This window comes from Anaerovibrio slackiae (assembly GCF_009695585.1).
Lineage (GTDB): Bacteria > Bacillota > Negativicutes > Selenomonadales > Selenomonadaceae > Anaerovibrio > Anaerovibrio slackiae.
Window position 1 is genome coordinate 153,149 of record NZ_VUNR01000002.1, and the last position, 18,121, is coordinate 171,269.

12 protein-coding genes, 1 pseudogene and 1 CRISPR repeat array are annotated in these 18,121 nt (G+C 45.4%); of the genes and pseudogenes, 1 reads left to right on the plus strand and 12 read right to left on the minus strand.

Going from position 1 to position 18,121, the window contains the following annotated elements:
• The first annotated feature begins 782 nt into the window (after window positions 1-782).
• A complete protein-coding gene (locus FYJ84_RS01670; RefSeq protein ID WP_154405490.1) occupies window positions 783-2,327 on the plus strand; it encodes a purple acid phosphatase family protein in 1,545 nt (514 codons plus the stop codon).
• Between the two features lie 122 nt (window positions 2,328-2,449).
• Here the strand turns inward: FYJ84_RS01670 and ltrA are convergent, their stop codons facing one another.
• From ltrA to cas10, 12 genes and pseudogenes are all read right to left on the minus strand, one after another.
• On the minus strand, window positions 2,450-3,454 hold the full coding sequence (gene ltrA, locus FYJ84_RS01675) for a group II intron reverse transcriptase/maturase (protein ID WP_154405492.1): 1,005 nt from the start codon (window positions 3,452-3,454) through the stop codon (window positions 2,450-2,452).
• 7 nt (window positions 3,455-3,461) lie between these two features.
• Window positions 3,462-3,560: pseudogene (locus tag FYJ84_RS14990) on the minus strand (DEAD/DEAH box helicase family protein); the annotation flags it as partial.
• A gap of 266 nt (window positions 3,561-3,826) precedes the next feature.
• Window positions 3,827-5,935: a PcfJ domain-containing protein gene (locus FYJ84_RS14860; RefSeq protein WP_205764047.1), complete on the minus strand. Its 2,109-nt coding sequence runs from the start codon at window positions 5,933-5,935 to the stop codon at window positions 3,827-3,829.
• Between the two features lie 861 nt (window positions 5,936-6,796).
• Complete coding sequence (gene csm6, locus FYJ84_RS01690) at window positions 6,797-8,146, minus strand: type III-A CRISPR-associated CARF protein Csm6 (protein WP_154405495.1); 1,350 nt, start codon at window positions 8,144-8,146, stop codon at window positions 6,797-6,799.
• Window positions 8,147-8,162: 16 nt separating this feature from the next.
• Entirely contained in the window at window positions 8,163-8,501 is a 339-nt protein-coding gene (gene cas2 / locus FYJ84_RS01695; RefSeq protein ID WP_154405497.1) for a CRISPR-associated endonuclease Cas2, read from the minus strand.
• A gap of 19 nt (window positions 8,502-8,520) precedes the next feature.
• Window positions 8,521-9,516 carry a CRISPR-associated endonuclease Cas1 gene (gene cas1, locus FYJ84_RS01700; protein ID WP_154405499.1) on the minus strand — a complete coding sequence of 332 codons (996 nt, stop codon included), beginning with the start codon at window positions 9,514-9,516 and terminating at the stop codon, window positions 8,521-8,523.
• Between the two features lie 24 nt (window positions 9,517-9,540).
• Window positions 9,541-11,152: direct repeats of the CRISPR family, unit length 35 nt; unit sequence GTTTCCGTCCCCTTCCGGGGATTTTTGTTTTTAAC.
• 117 nt (window positions 11,153-11,269) lie between these two features.
• Complete coding sequence (cas6, locus tag FYJ84_RS01705; protein ID WP_154405501.1) at window positions 11,270-12,055, minus strand: CRISPR system precrRNA processing endoribonuclease RAMP protein Cas6; 786 nt, start codon at window positions 12,053-12,055, stop codon at window positions 11,270-11,272.
• Window positions 12,048-13,202 (minus strand): type III-A CRISPR-associated RAMP protein Csm5, encoded by a 1,155-nt coding sequence (gene csm5 / locus FYJ84_RS01710; protein WP_154405503.1) that lies wholly within the window; start codon window positions 13,200-13,202, stop codon window positions 12,048-12,050. Before csm5 ends, cas6 begins: the two co-directional genes overlap by 8 nt.
• Before the next feature lie 65 nt (window positions 13,203-13,267).
• Window positions 13,268-14,260 (minus strand): type III-A CRISPR-associated RAMP protein Csm4, encoded by a 993-nt coding sequence (gene csm4 / locus FYJ84_RS01715; protein WP_154405505.1) that lies wholly within the window; start codon window positions 14,258-14,260, stop codon window positions 13,268-13,270.
• Window positions 14,257-14,982 carry a type III-A CRISPR-associated RAMP protein Csm3 gene (gene csm3 / locus FYJ84_RS01720; RefSeq protein ID WP_154405507.1) on the minus strand — a complete coding sequence of 242 codons (726 nt, stop codon included), beginning with the start codon at window positions 14,980-14,982 and terminating at the stop codon, window positions 14,257-14,259. Before csm3 ends, csm4 begins: the two co-directional genes overlap by 4 nt.
• Window positions 14,979-15,416 carry a type III-A CRISPR-associated protein Csm2 gene (gene csm2, locus FYJ84_RS01725; protein ID WP_154405511.1) on the minus strand — a complete coding sequence of 146 codons (438 nt, stop codon included), beginning with the start codon at window positions 15,414-15,416 and terminating at the stop codon, window positions 14,979-14,981. Before csm2 ends, csm3 begins: the two co-directional genes overlap by 4 nt.
• A 4-nt stretch (window positions 15,417-15,420) precedes the next feature.
• Window positions 15,421-17,985, minus strand: coding sequence for a type III-A CRISPR-associated protein Cas10/Csm1 (gene cas10, locus FYJ84_RS01730; protein WP_154405514.1), 2,565 nt, complete (start codon window positions 17,983-17,985; stop codon window positions 15,421-15,423).
• Window positions 17,986-18,121: the final 136 nt, after the last annotated feature.

Consider the following 18,121-nt stretch of genomic DNA (forward strand, 5'->3'; position numbering starts at 1 on the left):
GGCGCGTCTCAGTGCCATGCGAATGGTACATGCCCTGATACTCTTTAGGAGGTCTGACACAAAATTTTCACAACTCTGCTTATAAAGTCAACCGCCCATAAAATTATCTGCTAAGAGTTACAATCCTGCGACAGCTCCCCACTCACTTCTCAGCAAGCCTTGATATTTTGCCGTAACAACATGATGATGATTTGCGAACAAGCCTGAAAAAAGGGGGCCGGGAGCTGGCGAAACATACTATTGACAACCGCCGTATAACATATAGTGCCATTTAACAATTATATTGACTTGCAATGCAATTAATTTTCAACAACCGTATAAAAATATATATTGTGATAAATTTTTCAGGCTTGCTCGTCAAGCTGTATGCAGCACTATGGTAACGAATAATGTATGCCGTTTTATTACTTTGTCTATATCTGTTCAGACAAAGAACGGGATGAGTGAGGACAGTACCCATAGAAAACCTTTGTTGTACCTCGGTGCTTAACGATACGCGAGCCGAAGGCGAAGCGTGAGTTTAGCATCCGCTAGGTACAACTAGGAGCGAGAGCGTGTTTTCTATGGGGAGCTGTCCCGCTCAGCCCATTTTTAGTCTGAACAGAGTGCACAAACTCACAAAATTCATCCGTTAATGTTCCCGAAGTATCATACTACCACGACGGCAAACTGAAATTTACAAAACAATTACAAAACCTAAATCGTAACATAATAATTTCGTGATATATTGAACCTGTTATTTGATATACATAATTTATACTTTTATCAGGAGGATTTATACCATGAAGCTCTTAAAAAGCAAAAAACGTCTTGTTGTGTCCATAATGGCAGCTCTCTGCGTTGCCTCCAATTGCTTTGCCGCAACCGAGCATTGGAACGATGCTTCCAGCACGCCGGATACAATCGTAGCCACCCAGATTGGCGATGTAAACTGGCAGCAGTGGAAAGCAGGCTGGGAAAGCATAAAGACAGATTATGAGCAGGTTTCCATTGCCCCGGGCAAGGATGCCAGCCAGCTGAACTTTGGCTGGTACTCAAAGGAACAGGCAAAAAATGCCGAAATTCGCATTGCTGACAATGCCAATATGAAAAACAGCAGCATATATAAAGGCACCACCCAGCCAGGCACAACCATAGATGATACTACCTACTATACCAACAAAGTGACCGTCAAAAACCTGAAGCCTGACACCACCTACTGGTATCAGGTAAAGCTCAACGGCCAGTGGCAGGCTGCCCAGACCCTGAAGACAGGCAATCCTGATGAATTTGCCTTTATGTATGTAGGCGATCCTCAGATTGGTGCCTCCAAGGGGCAGACCTCAGCAGAAGGAAATAAGCAGGATGGTGAACTGGCAGCCAGAAACGATGCCTACAACTGGAACAAAACCCTGAACGCCGCTCTTTATCAGCAGGCCGATATCAATTTCATTGTTTCCCCTGGCGACCAGATCAATGAAGTTGCAGCCAATCATTCTAATGAGAAAATCAAGCTGCAGGAAATCCAGTATGCAGGCTATCTTTCCGCCAAAGCATTGCGCAACATTCCTGTTGCCACAACCGTTGGCAACCATGACAGCATGACTGCCGGCTATCAGAACCACTTCAATGTTCCTAACGCCTATCAGGGCACAGCCAAAACCAATGCAGGACATGGTTACTACTACACTTACGGACCAGCACTGTTCATCGTGCTGAATGCCAATAATTATGATGCAGCGGACAGTGAGGCCTTGGTGCAGAAGGCCGTAGCCGCCCATCCATCTGCCCAGTGGCGCATTGTGGTAATGCATCAGGATATTTACGGCAGTGGACTTGACCACTCCGATTCTGACGGCATGCTGCTCAGGACAAAGCTGACACCTGTTTTTGATGCCAATAAGATAGATGTGGTACTGCAGGGGCACGACCATACCTATTCCCGCAGCTACCAGATAAGCGGTGACGGCAAGGTACATCCTGATTTTGCTGAATACAAGGGAGAAGGCCAGTCCGGTGAATCCCACAAGGCACTGGATACAGCCCTCAAGAATAAGTCTGTCAAGTATGAATTCGTAAAGAATAACAATTGCTATACCATTGCTGACATGAAACAGGGAACTGTTATCAATCCAAAGGGCATCCTGTATATATCCTCCAACTCTGCTACCGGCTCCAAATTTTATGAGCTCATCGGCCAGCCTCAGGACTATATTGCAGCCCGTAGCCAAAGCTGGAAGCCTACCTATTCTGTGGTGCGCATCACAAAAAACAGCTTTTCTATTGATACCTACGATGTAGAAACCGGTATCACTATTGACCAGACATACCGCATTATAAAAAAATAACTAGATAGTATCAAAATTTTACACAAAATTTATTTTCATGGTTCATCGAGTAGGAGGGAGATTCTATAAAATCTCCCGACCTCTCACACCACCGTGCGTACCGTTCGGTACACGGCGGTTCTCTAGTTTTTATAAATTTGCAGGTAATAGCTAGTCATAGGCATATAGCCTTGACTGGCTATTTCTTTATTCGTTAGAACAGATTTTAGCATTAGTGCCGCTCTCCATGCTCCGTTGCGGCAATTTGCCATTTCATGCACCTTCCATTCTGGAATACCATACCGCCTTATCATACGGTATCTAGTTTTTACTTTCTTCCATTGTTTCCAGTACACCGCTCTTACCCTGCGCCTTATCCATTCGTCAACGTTCTCCAGTATTGCTTTCATATCGGCAAGCTTAAAATATTGGAGCCAACCTATTATATATTGCATATACCTGCGTTGACGTGCTTCATTGCTTATTCCTTTATTGCGGTTGAGTATTTCACATAATCTGCGCTTCATCTTCCGCTTAGACTTTTCGTGAAGCTTGAACCGGCATTTTCCCTTGAATATGTAAAATCCATATCCTAGAAACTTTACCTTGCTTATATGTGCCACAACGCTTTTCTCCTTGTTCACCTTGAGAAACAGCTTCCTCTCAATAAACTTGGATATGCCCGACATAGTTCTTTCCGCACTTTTCCTGCTTTTGCACAGAATCATACAGTCATCAGCGTATCTCACAAACTTGTGCCCACGCTTCTCCAGTTCCTTGTCAAGCTCGTTCAGCATTACATTGCTCAGTAAAGGGCTGAGCGGACCTCCCTGCGGTACACCCTTCTCGCTCCTCTCAAATATCCCATGCTGAATTACTCCCGCATTGAGATACCTGTGAATCAGCGACAGCACCCTGCCGTCTTTTATGCTTCTTGACAGTACCTCTATCAGCTTGCTCTGACTTACGGTATCGAAGAATTTCTCCAAATCCATATCCACAACATAGCAGTATCCGTCATTGGCATATTCCTGGCATTTTCTGAGTGCATCATGGGCTCTGCGATTCGGTCTGAATCCGTAGCTGGTTTCCGAAAACTGCGGCTCGTAGATTGGTGTCAGTACCTGCGCTATCGCCTGTTGAACCATTCTATCCCAGCACCCTGCGCCAGCGGCTTTCTTCCTTGGCGGAACCTCTGTGGCACTCATCCACGATAATCAGGTCAAAGAAATCCGGGGCAAACCAATCCCGGAAATACAGCAAATAATCTACCCTCTTAGGATTTTCCCTAAAAGTCACATTCCCCTTAATATTCACCCTGCCATCCGTAATCCTCGTTTCCATAGTGATTCTGCCCGAATCCCATTTTGCAGTAATGGCAGGCGTTATGTATTGAAATTTTATATCTTCCTCAGACATCTGCTTCTTAGACAAAATTGCAACCATACTCATCGCTCCAGGTATACACATTTCCCACATCTAATTTTCTTTATTGTAGCAATGATTTTTCCTATTGTCCACTAATTCAGCAGCAATCCTGCTTTTCTCGCCCGCTGCCGCATCTTCATCAGGCCTTCCATGAGCTTCAAGTCATCCATCAGATGCAGCCGTTTCTCAGGAATATTCAGCCTTTCAAGAAAGCCTGCGGCCATCTTGCTGCCCTTTCTCTCAGCCTTGAGCAGCCAATGCCTGCTCTTTTCCAAATCCGGCATAAGCAGCCTTCCCTGCAAATACATAACGCCCAAGACAAACATAGCCTCACGGACACCTTTTTCTGCATCCTCTATCAATCGCCCGCCTTCCGGCAAAACATAATTCAAATATGACCTTTCATCAAGAAACTCCATCCAGGGCGGTGCAGCCAGCCTGAATCGCCTTTTTTCATTCAAAAGCTGCAAAAAGCGAATATACCAGCCATTACGGATATCCTCGTCGGCCAGCCCGGTCAATTCCTCAAAGTTCATCTTTTGATATGCTTCAGCAGTCATAAGTTTTCTGACTTCATAGTATAACTTTTCCGGCTCTATGCCGGCAGACCTGATACATTCTTCCAGGCATTTGCTCCCAATCCTCAGGCCCTTTACATAGGCCCAATAGGCAAAATATTCTAGAAGCGTACCACGCAGCTCACGATTGCAATAGCCTGATGCCTGCACTATGGCATTTTGATCTTTGACCTCTATACAGGCCAGATATTTGTCGTCTTTTTTCACGTAAAATATAGCTGATATATAATGCACTACATCCCATCTATAAGAAGCGACACAATTGCACAGGGCACCGCCTATTTCATACAAATCATCAGTGTCCTTGACCAGATGGAACTCATAGCCATCTATGCTGCACTCACAATTCAGCATTGTCCGCCCATGCCTCAGCTTATTATCATCATATTCCAGCTTGACATTCTGATATTTCTGGCGATTGACTGCTTCAGCCATCAGGTCATGCACAATCCTGGTTTCCCCCTGAGCCAGCAAAAGCTTCAATATTTCCTCGGAAAAAAGCCCCTGATAATCATACAGCATACGCAATATATCCCTGACATATTCATTCCAAGGGTTTAAGGACAGCCTGCTAAATACTTTGACAAAATGTTTTTCGCCCTTGCGCTCCAAAATAAACCTTGCATATCCGCCAAGACGCTGCCAATCACAGCCGCTTTCACAACAGTCTATAACAACCCCGTCCGGCCGAAATACTGCCCTGAAATTTGACAAATAAACATTAAAGATAGTTCTGTCATAGCCGAAAAACTTCTGTATATGATTTATATCCTGGAGCCCCCACTGCTTCAGGATAAGAAATATCACCGGCGCATATGGGTTGAATGAATATGCCTTACGCAAGCTCTTTGGTGGCTTGTCTATGCCCAAAAGCTGGCACAAGGGCTGGAAATTATCCTTCTGCTGCCAGGGAAAATGTTTTTCAAAAACATCTTTTCCGAGAAAATTACGCAGATAGGTGATATTCACATCAAATGGCCTGCTGATAAACCTGTCTGGAAAACCCACACCCTCCACAGCCATCAATACACTTGGCTTGATGCCAAAAGCCCTGCCTGCCCCCTCCTGCAGAAACTTGACCATGCTTTGCATAACAACCGGCGGAATATGAACAACATCACATCTGCGATAATCGGCATAGGAATTGCTCTTGTAATAAAGTAAATCCTCACGGGCTTTCAGCATCCTTCTGGTAGCCACATCCATGGAAAAAGACATTGTAAGGAACTGCAAGCTGGAATTTAGGGGGGCATTGCCATAGTATGGCACTCTTATGGGGCCGCACAGCATATCCAGGGCAAACATGACATAGGAATTTTCTTCCTTCCTGCAAATGCGCCAGCGAAAAGGAAAAATTGCCCTGTCCATATTCAAGGAAATTTGCCGTTCAAATCTATCGGAAAGGTCATGGTAGCACATCAAGCCCTGAAAATCTTCAACTGACTGCACACCGTCTATCCGCCGCCAGTGCCTGTCCTTGCTATTGTAAAAAAAGCAATCATCAAAATGATATAGCACAATACCGCAGGCAATCTTCTCCAAATCCTCTGTCTTATACGTTTCATCCTCACAAGTTACCCAGGTATTATTTTTTATATCCTGAACAAAAACTACGCTCTCCACATATCCCACCTCCATTCCTGCATATTCATCCGAACACATATCGTACATGCTATATATTATATGCAATACGGTATATGGTATTAATTCGACATGATCAAATAATTTCCTGCCTTAAAACCGTATTATAATTGAAAATTACACCATATTGTGCTACAATACAGCAAAAGGAGTCCTGCTCTGATGGAGAAATCGTACTATCAGCAGTAGGTGCAGAACGTACGAAGGCATCTGCACTGTCAGGATTCCTTTTTTGCGTGAAAATTATTAGGCTTGCAGTAACAAGCCTATTTTGTCAAAAAAACATTCCTTCTCATATATTTTTCGATAATTTGCTCAACCAGCTTATCCGTTCGTATAGCATACCTAAGACATCTGCTTTTTAGACAAAATTGCAGCCATATTCATCGCCCCAAGCCAATACATTCCCACATCTCATTTTCTTTATTGTAGCAATGATTTTTCCTATTGTCCACTAATTCAGCAGCAAAATTTAACTATAACGTTGTGGATAATATCGTTGATAACTCTGTGCACATCCTGTGAATATCCTGTGAATAACATTATCCACCGTTGCCCCACAGCAACGCACTCTGCAACGCAAACTGCAACGCACCCTGCAACGGAGTCTGCAACGGAGTCTGCAACGCACCCTGCAACGGTATATATAATAAAAAAGAAAAAGAAAAAAATAAAAAAAGTTAAAAAGAAGAAGCTATGACAGACGGCTGGCAATTCGCCAAAAATTTTCAAATTCTACTTGACCATGGAATTCCATAGAGGTACTATGTAAATGCAAACAGGTTCTCCCCCTCAAAAGATAATGACAATTCACCTCGTTAACTATTGGTTCGTGCACTCTGTTCATGCCCTTACAGCCAATCTATCTGCTATAGCTCTATTAATTATGTCATATACGCCGCTAAGCTTGATCACATGTTTATGTATCACAATACCTGCTAATTTCACAACTCTTTGCAGAAATTCACCTGAACTGGCTCCCACCATCTCCCTGAACAGTGCCTCTGTTACATCGCTAATCGTATGGGCAGAACTATTCCGTAGCCTGCTAAACTGCCCGTTCTCAAAAACATCTCCCAGCAAAACAGCTACCTGCTCCGCCTTATTCTTATCATCATAATACGCATTTGCATGGGCATACTCAATAACCCTGCACAGCAAACCAAAGGACAGCTCGCTGTCCCTGAAACCGCCACGCCAGCAGGCATCAAATTCTGCCAGCAGTGCTGGATATTTCTCCAGCAGCAAATCCCTGCTGACAATCCGTCCTTCCATGCACTGCCGTAAATTCAGCTTCCGGCAGTTCGTGCGCACATAGTATTCCAGAAGCTCAAACAAAAAATTATTGCATTTCACCAAAAACTCGCTAAGATATCCCTTACGCTGAAAAACAACCAGATTTACAAGGTACTCCGTCAGATGTTCCGCTTTCTCCTGCAACTGTCTATTTTTGATTTCCTCAACATTCAAAAATAAACGGAAACCATCAACTCCATTGCATACCTTGCGTGCCTCCTGAGTCATGAGCTTCCGCCGCAAGGCCGCATGATGCAGCAACTCCTTTGCCTCTTTAGCAATGCTGGCACTGCCTCTGGCCAGCTCATACGCTGCCTCATATTCGTACAGCTTAATCAAGGACATAATTCGCTGCCGCTCACTAAAATATCTTATCACCTGCAAAGGAGGCTCCTGACATCGGTTTTCTGCTCCTGGCTCATCGTCAAAATTATTTGCCAGCATAGCCTCTACATCATCACCTGCCTGAACAGGAACACTCCTGCTATTTGATGCCTTGTTTGGTGAAACTACCTGTATGCCGCGCAGGCCATCTTCCACCGCTACAATCGCCATCATCGTCTTAATCTGGGGCGTACCAGAGCTGAGATTCAGCAATATTTCTGTATCATCTTCCTGCAATTCCCTTATATATCCCGGCAATACTTCGATAAAACTATCATATAGATGGGCATCCACTATATCACTGGCAATGCACCTCACCGGGCAATCAGGCGCAACATGAGCAATAGCCCTGGTATAGCAGTGATTTGCCTGCTCCCTTTCCCACATCTCCTTTGTAAAAAACAAGACCACCTCATCAGGCTGATAGTGCCTGACAATATGAAGGCACGCCCCATCGTAGCACTCCCTGATGGGATCAGTATTCCCTATAGGCGAAAAAAGCACCTTTTTCATATCCAGCTTCTCCTTCTCAAAAGATAATTACGTCCTCGATATGCTTGTCACCTATCCCCCATGAACGCACAGAAGTATTATTTGCCAGCAAATAAATACGCAGCGAATCAGTTTCCTTGTCAATAATCCTGCTGGCATCCTTCATCAGCTGTTCATATTTCTTCTTGGACAAATACGCCTCAAATGCCGACTTCTGCACACGGACTCCATAACGCTCCAGGCATTTGACCATGCGGTTACGCTTTTTATTATCAACAATGTCATAAATCACCAAAACGATATACCTCTTATCAGATTTGGCAATAAACTCTACTTCTTCATAATCCTCATAATCATCATACACGCCAATATCCATAACACATAACCTTGACCTTCTAGCGCACTCTCAATGGCTTGTAAATATCCGCATTTTCTGCCATCATCGCCTGAGAAAACAGTCCAACCTGATGCACTATAGATTTTCTATAGGACAAATCTACATCCATATACTTATTTTCCTGACGCATACGCTTTTCAAAAGCACGCAGGAAAATTGCCCGTCCCTCACGGCTCAGAAAAATGCCAGGACGGTCATCCTTGGTGAAAAAATGCTCTGCCTTTATCTCCTTGTGATGCACCAGCCCCAATACCATAGAGTCCACAATCACTGCCCGCCATTCTTCCATCAGGTCGGAAGCCAATGCCGGGTGGTGATTTTTTAATGCGTGCAAATAGCCAAAATACGGATTCAGCCCCATCCCTTCTACAGCAGTATAAATCTCATACATGAGCAATGTATAGCCGAAGCTGAGCATAGAGTTAAACGGGTCCAGCGGCGGTCTCTTGCTGCGTTTAGTAAATTCAAAGCCTTCCGGCATAAGCTTCCCCAGGGCAGCAAAATAATTCTTAGCAATAATGCCCTCAAAGCCCATCAGCTGCTCACTATCCTCTGCTGAACCGATGTGCCTGCGTATTGCCAGAATATTGTTTATGGCTGTCTCCACTTCCCTGCTGTTCGCCCTGCGGTTGTAGCGGCGCAGGACAGTAAGCTGGTTATGCACCTTTGCTTCAATGCACTTTTTGCTCAGTGTCAGGAAAAATGGCGATTTTTGCAGCTGTATCTGCTTCTGCTGCCGGAACACATCCACATGGCTTGTGGAAGAAAGCCTTCCATAATATTTTCCGGTGTGAGACAACCAGGTCACTGGCACACCGCTTTCCAGCAGGCTTACCATCGCCTCAGCTGAAACTTGAATGCGACCAATCAAGACCAGCCCCTCCAGCAGTTCCTCCGGGATTTCCATTATCACTTCCAGATTGCGCCCCAGCAGATACCTGCCGCCTTTCTTTTGAAGTTTGGCATTTTCTTCCGTGATATACACAAAACTCATATACATTCCCCATTCCATATTAAGTTTTCCGTCCCCTTACGGGGAGTTTGATTTTTAACTGAACTTAAAACACTTAAAAGACTATATGTAAAAACTAAGTTTCCGTCCCCTTCCGGGGATTTTTGTTTTTAACAATCTCTGGACCAAGAAAACAGTAAGCCAGTGGGGTAAAAGTTTCCGTCCCCTTCCGGGGATTTTTGTTTTTAACGATTACCCAGAAGATGCTGAGGAATACATCAACGCTAAGGATTTGTTTCCGTCCCCTTCCGGGGATTTTTGTTTTTAACTACCAGATTAACCCGTGGATTAAGTGAGAGGAGAATGATTGTTTCCGTCCCCTTCCGGGGATTTTTGTTTTTAACGTAACCATGTACCCAGCGGTACTACGCATCAAACGGTTCCGTTTCCGTCCCCTTCCGGGGATTTTTGTTTTTAACCTTAGAAAACATGTCCGCCCAGGAATTATTGGAGCTGTCCAAGCGTTTCCGTCCCCTTCCGGGGATTTTTGTTTTTAACGATAGACTATAGCCAGGATATAGAAAAGGCTATATCCGGCGGGTTTCCGTCCCCTTCCGGGGATTTTTGTTTTTAACCAGGTTTGAGAATAGGAGGGAAAACGAATGACGGATTTTGGTTTCCGTCCCCTTCCGGGGATTTTTGTTTTTAACTTGAAATTACTCTCGACGAATACCGCAGCTTAGTGGCGGAAAGTTTCCGTCCCCTTCCGGGGATTTTTGTTTTTAACACATGAACGAGCGTCCATTAAGTCCAGGAGCGCAGCCAGTTTCCGTCCCCTTCCGGGGATTTTTGTTTTTAACCTATTGTGAGCACTGCAACGAAAACAAGTGGTCTGACAATGGGTTTCCGTCCCCTTCCGGGGATTTTTGTTTTTAACAAATTGTTGAGGAGCTTGTATCAAAAGAAGGCTATTAAGTTTCCGTCCCCTTCCGGGGATTTTTGTTTTTAACCTGAGGCAGAGCCATTATTGATGGCTATCAATTCGCCATCAGTTTCCGTCCCCTTCCGGGGATTTTTGTTTTTAACAACTATTTTCTACGGCAACAACACCAGTATCAATCATAGTTTCCGTCCCCTTCCGGGGATTTTTGTTTTTAACAATATAGATAACTTAAAATTGTTCTAGGATTTGAAAGGGTTTCCGTCCCCTTCCGGGGATTTTTGTTTTTAACGGGTTTTATGGTTCTCTCGCCATCTCATGCAGGTGGCACAGGTTTCCGTCCCCTTCCGGGGATTTTTGTTTTTAACATGTCGTAATACTTGATTCTTTTGCGTGCACTGAAGCTGATGGGGTTTCCGTCCCCTTCCGGGGATTTTTGTTTTTAACATGTACGTGTTGTACAGGTTGATGGCGAGCCGTGGTTTGTCGGTTTCCGTCCCCTTCCGGGGATTTTTGTTTTTAACAAGAATTTATTTCGCCCTTGTACACCCTTCTGCACATCGTTTCCGTCCCCTTCCGGGGATTTTTGTTTTTAACACTCCTCCTCACTGATAGGAAAACTAATCAGCTTATACGGTTTCCGTCCCCTTCCGGGGATTTTTGTTTTTAACTTGATATAATGTGCTCCTTGTGGTCTACGTTGGTTTCCGTCCCCTTCCGGGGATTTTTGTTTTTAACTACATCTCCTGGGATGCTTGATAGCACTGCCCTCAAAGGACTATTTGCGGCGGGGAGGATTTTTTCAGGGCAACGCAAGCAGCCATTACCCGAAAAAAACTCCCCTAAAGCCACTATTTACGAGGAACGGCGGGGATTTGCAAATCCCTGATAATCTACCGCTCCCATTCCCAGTGCAGTTTTGATGCCGATACCGGCAAAATTAGCATACAGGAAAATCAAATTCATCAATCTTCTGGTCATATCATTGCCAGAAAACTTTACCCTTATGTTACCACAAAAGCCATATACATTTCCATTATTTACTGAAAAAGTTTGTGTATGAAGCGCATATTTTGTAATATGGCAACAGCTTGCCAATTCATGCTCCAATCCCTGGGCGCTGATGATATTTTCTGGAAACAGCTTATTCCATCTGGCAATCAGATTTTGGAACATGAGATAGAGCTCCGGCAGGATAACATAGTGCCCATCACGCTTAAAGCTGACAGTTGTAAGCAGATTCAGCACACCGCCCCCCGGCAATTCCTCCGCCAAAAATACCTCATCAGCCAGCTCCTGATAGCCAGCCTCTGCGTAGCTGATAATATCCTCCAGCACAATTTCCCAATGCTTTTGCGCCAAAAATAATCTTTCACCCATCAAATCCAGCACTGGCAAAATGATATTCCTATGTGCTTTCTCTGATAAGGTGCAAATCCGCCAGACAGGCACACCAAGTTCTTTATTGAAATAAACACACTGACTAAAGGGACGATGGCTGTTTTCATCATGCAGCCAGGCTGCCACATCACTCCCAACTATATCCATCAGCAGGCCATGAAATACGGAGCCCATAGAGGCATGAATCTGCTCATTGGGAGGAATAGACAGCCTCAATTCCAAGCGGCACAATTCAGGCATTATGCATCACCTCCAGCTTGCACAAGCCCATCATCTGCTGCCTCCTGCCACTGACAGCAAGTTTAATGGTACGAGGCGAAATATCCTTATCCAGCACCCGATGCCTGTGCTGCCGGAAGGACTGGTCTAAAAAGCTTTTCAGTTCCCGCATTGCCTCCCCATCATCTGCAAACAAGCTGAACCACAAGCTCTTTTGCAAAAATCCCGTGCCTGCTCCCAGGAAGCAATCAGCAGCCTGAGCCTCATCAAACAGGACACCATACCTTCTGCCAAAGACCTTCTCTTGCAAATTCAAGCCTCTCTGCATAAATGAGCGGCAATAGCCGAAAATTTCCTCAATAGAGCCTATGCCAATTTTCTGCAGCATAGCCCTGTCCATGGAAATCCGCAGCTCAAACTCACTGCCAGCAGGAATACACTCCCAGTACAGGGGCAGATGCTTCTCAAACTGATTTGACCGCCCACCATAGGTCGAGCCATCCACCCGCTGCAAAATAACAGACACCGGCTCTGCTGCCATATCACCTGCCAGTGCATCACCTACCTGCAAGCCTGCCAGCAACTTGTGCACATTACCCTTATCATCTTTATATGCAAGCAATGTTTCTTCCATCTTATTCGACAATGCACCCAAAGACCGTTTCAAGTTGCCAGACTGCAATGCATTACACATCTCTTTGCAAAATTTAGCTTTCATTCCAGGATTATGCTCCAGCAGATAAAAAATTATCCCTGTGCGAAGCATCCCCTTTATTGAGCTGCCCGGCACATACAAACTCCCGATGCCGTCACAAACACCAGTGGAAATATCATTTAACGTGCCTTTTTTATCAGATAAATCCGCCTTTAAAAAAGCCTTGCGCTTGATAAACTCATCGCAATCCTCAGCACTGAAACCTTTGCCTTGCAGCCACTGCCAGATATTTATCCTGCTGAAATTACCGTTTCGCCCCAAAACGGCAGTAAACTCATCCAGCAGCTTATTGCTTGCCAGGAATTGCGCCCATTTTCCTTCGTTGAGAAAATAAACCTGCTGCCTGGCCTTGTCATATAAATATTCAAATGACTTTAGCACCTCACCACTGCCGATATGGACTGGTGCCACGCAGGTAAGCCTGCAAATCCTGCTTTCCAAAAAATCATTCATATACTTAACCTCGCGTAGTTAATCGCATATTTCAATTGCATGTATTTAGTCACATGCAATGTACCTCATATATCCAGCCCAACATATAATCCTCTGCCATACCGCCAGACTGGGTGCCCTGCTTGTTCTCCCAGATTCACCAGCTGCCCCTGCAGCCTGCGGTCAAAGCAGGAACCTGCTTCCAGCATATATACACTGTCACGCTTCACGCCCTCAGAAAATCCGCTGGATTTTCTCAGCTTATACATACCAGCCTTGGCAGCCTCCAGCTCATCAGCTGCCGGAAGTACAGAAGATATGCACATATAACGTTTGTGCTCACCTGTCAGCATGGTATGCAATGCCTTTGTATCAACATACCAGTCATAGGCATCCTCCAAGACCAGCCCATCATCCTGCAAATGAAACCTGCCAAAGCCGCTGCTGCGCTTGCCACCAATCCCGGACAGCCCCAAAGAGCACAATATATTTTGAAACATTTCACCAAAATCGTCAGGCAGTCTGGCAATAATATACAAACCAACACCAGGCTGGAAAACATTTCCCTTGACAAAATACGGCAAGGGCTGTTCACCACGGCAATTCACTTTTGTGGTAATAAACTCATTGCCCAGCTCTATTACAGCAGCAGGCTCATACTGCATGCCTGCCCGTAAGCTGTCACAATAAGGCTGCAGCTCAGACACGCGGCAATAAAGCTGCTTCTTGCTTTTTTTGCGCCTGGCTGACAGAATTTTTGCTTCTTCCAATGTAAGGCTGACATGCTTTCTGTTATTTTCCAAATAAATAAATGGCACAGGCAAAAACAATTGCGGCTCATCGCCATCAGCCAGCTGATAAGGAAACAAATCAGATAGCAAAATCTTTCCCTCAAGAGCCAGATTGACAAAATCATCTAGCATCTTGTACTCACCCTGCCCTGCCAATTCGGTACAGATGCTGCTAAATAATGTATCTGAGGTATATGCCCAGCCAGCCTTTTCCAGTCCGCCGCCCAGGGATGTATCGCCAAAATGCACCGGCCCATCAAAGCTTAATTGATACAAAAAATAACTCATATCAGGCAGCATCCCTTCAAAATCGCCTCAAGCTCCGGCTGAGTGCTGGCAAATTCCTGTATATATTCCTCATTCAGCGAGAAGAATGACAGCTCAAAATCCCTGAAGGAAACACGACCATAGCCACGGGAGCCATGTCCGCCCAGATAATCCATCTGCAACAGCTTCAGCCCATCTGCCAAAAGCTGCATATCCGCAGCCACTTCTTCCATCCCCTCCACATTGTAAGTGACAGAAAAAGCGAACTCTGCCCCGGCTGGCACACGCTCAATCTGACGTGGATTAGCCACTGCCGTAATCCTGTTGATAGCATTCTCAAATTTTACCTCACCGATATAAGTATCCAAATCCATGGCTCTAAGCCTTGCCAGGCTTTCCTCTGTAAGACGTATATCAGAAAACTGCAATCTTGAGGCAATTGCCCCATTCCTGCCTGCTGTACCAAACAAAACCTTTATGACTTCCTTGTCTTCATCTATGCCATTCAGCCACGGCGTATCAGACAGGCTGCGAGCCAAAAGCGTTCTGACCTTTCCCTTGAGGGAGCTGCCAGGGATAATCGGCTGCTTTGTGTAAGGATCACGGATGAAAGGGCTGTCTACTGCGCCAATAGGTGCAAAATCGCTAGCTCCACCAATATGCAGGCCTGTTTCCAGCCTGAGAATAGCATTTATCTTTAACTTGCCTTTTAATGACCTGATTTTATTTTCTTTCTCACTCATGCGTCCTTACCTCCATAGAATTTGTGATAAGCAACCAATGCTTCCATATACCTGTTAAAATTCTCAAATTTGCCTATATTATTGCCGACACTTTTAACTGCTTCCAGCAATCGTGCATTATTGACAAACTTTTCAACCGGGCCTGGCTGAAACTGAGGCTTAATATCCTTCTTTTCCCTGCCTACCTGATACACAAGCTTGACCTGCAGATACTGCACCTCTGCTTCCAATTTTTCAGACATTTCCTTTGTCCCCGGATGCTCCGCCTTGTAAATAGCTACCTTATTCGCCAAAATATTTACTGCTGTAAGGAACTTGCGGATTTGATTGGTTTTCAGCCTGATAACCTCCTTGCCATTTCTATCCTTCTCAATCAAGCCTTTTATAACTTTCTCTGCTTTCTCAACTATGCTGATTTTTTTAACCTGCTCCATGCCATCATTCCCCTTTCTCGCGTATGCTGTAGATAATCAGCTCCAATGCCGTTATCAGCTGCTTTCTGTCATCTTCCTGCTTATACCACTGGTAAAACTGCTTTCTGACCTTCTGATAGCTGCTATAGGATAAGCTATTTTCCTTCGGCTCCAGCCTGGCAATAGCATAAGCAAAGCGAGCCAGATTGATTTTTCCTTTCGTATCAATCAAAAGCTCCATCAGGCGATACAAAAGGCTTTTGCCTGCCGTCAGCCGTTCAGGAGCCTCATTGCCGGGATAACCAAGATACTGCCTGCAAAATGCCAGCTTTTCGCCACAGACCTTTTCCGTAAAATCCTGCCATTTGTATACAGCCACCTCATAATTCTTGTTGCTTTCACTATCAGGCACGCCAAACAGGGCAATACCGTCCTTTTCCGGCAGGGATTTGGCTGCACTTTCCAGGGCTCCCGATTGCCTTGCCATTTCCGCCATAGGGCACTTGCTGTCAAAAAGGCCTATACCGGCAGAAAATGTCAATTTGCCATTGGTAAAGCGAGCAAAAGCCCTGCGGATATCCACTGCCAGCTCAATCAGCTCATCCCATGCCCCCACAATAAACATATCATCACCGCCGGAGTATACAATATGCACCTTGCGAGCTTTGTCCTTGGCTGCGCCAAACAGGGAAAACCTGCTGTGCTGCATTTCCTGCAGGCCGTTTACTTCTCCTGCACAAAGAGTATTTACATACATCTTAAAGAACAATGACAATTGCCTTGATAGTGCTGCACTGCGCCCCAGGGTAGCATATTGCCCAGGAAAGCCAGCCATAAAAGCTGCACCGAGATTATCCACATCCGCCCGCATCACGCCAAGCCGCTTGATACCTGCCTTATCACTGCTGCCACCGGCAAGGCCAGCCAGTTCTTCCAGCTCCATAGTATTATTGTATTCAGAGCGCGTTACATAATCCCCCATCCACAGCCTTGTGGCCATTTTATTGCCAGTATTCATTTCATTTTTGCAATAGACACGCCTGATATGTTCCCTGGCATCCTCCAGCTTATCATGACCAAGGGATGTAATATATTTCTCCCCGCTTACTGACGGAACAGGCAATGAATATGCCTCCGCCCCGTCAAGCAATGTATCCGTCACCACAAGCAAATTGTGCTTCAACAGCTTTTCGCCCAGTCCCCGGAGATTTCGGCATGTCTTGCACGCCCAGGTATCTGAGTCCGCAGCGGCATCATATTTCACCAGCTCAGCAGAGGAAGTATGGCAGATACTACATTCCCGTGTGCCGTCCTTCGTCCTGTTCAGGACACTGTGAGGATTGAACAGCTGAGAGAGTTGCTCAATGTTATACCTGGCATGCTTTTCTCCTGCTATCTGGCTTCGTACCTGATAGTATTTGCCACCTAAAAGATTTTGGTCGCTTGTCCCTATTTTAAAATCAGCCGCAGAGCACTCCGCCCAGCCCATAGCCAGATACAGCCTGCTGCCAAAATACTTCAGCAGCCAGTTATTCACAGCCTTATTGACTTCCCCCAGCACATCCAGCGTCCTTGAAGTATTCGGCAGCAGCAGATAAAAACCGCCGCCCCCGGAGTACAGCAGGTTGCAACGGCTCAGCTCCAATATTTTCAATATCTCATCCGCAACATTTTCCAGCAGCAATTCCAGATAAAATGACCTGCCACGCAAGCTTTTCAATGCGCCCTTGGAGGGGATAGTGTAAAGGAAATTCTGAATGCCTGACAAATCCGCTCCCACCAGAAGATACACAGGTTCCTGCCGAAATGCCTGCTGCCTTGTCCCGGTGAAGCAATACTCCCTGTAATCCTCAATCTCCTGCATCTGGAAATAATCATACATGCAGGCACCGATGGCAGCCGTCAGCTTCTGATGGTCATACAGGGATATATCTGCCACCTCTCCCCTGGCTGTGCTGGCAGGTATATAGCTGCCGATTGCTTCCCAGACCTGCAGTAGCTCATTAGGAGACATTCTGTCAGGGGGGCACTCCACGAAATTCTTCTCCAGGTACTGCCGGAGGGAAGCATACCCCTCTGCCGTTGACTGCAAGCTGCTGACAGGGGCTGGATATGCCACCCTGTCCCTGCGCTCCATCAGCCCCAGCAACTGAAAGCCTGTCTTTTCCCCGGCACTGCTATTTTCTGCTTCGCCATTTGCTTCCGGCTTACTGCCTATTTCTATTTTATCCCCTTTTTTTCCTTCGTCATTTTTTCTTCCGAATACATTAAACACTGACTCCAAAGGTGCCTTGGCATTGAAGCCCGATTCACCGCTTTCATTAGGACGCCTATCTGTGCTGGAAGCAATATTGTCCGCCTCATAGACGATATAGCTTATATCATCAGCAGCCAGCTTTGCCTGCTTCAGCTCCGAGGCATGATGATACTTCACCGCTCGCAAAATCTCCGGCGTATCACTGATATACCTTGCCAAAAATTCCGCTCCTGCCTGGGAGTGATTTTTTCGCTGGGGCTCTGAGCGCAAAATCAGCTTGCCCGTGTCATGCAGCAAACCAGCCATTATCACATTATATTTGACTTTATCCATAGCTATCACCATATTACCGTACATATTTTACTTTTGAATACTTGCCTTACAAATAATTATATTCTACATCAAAACATAAATTCCTGCTTAATACAGATTTTTTTCAATAAAGCAACCACGCAGTTCACTATAAATC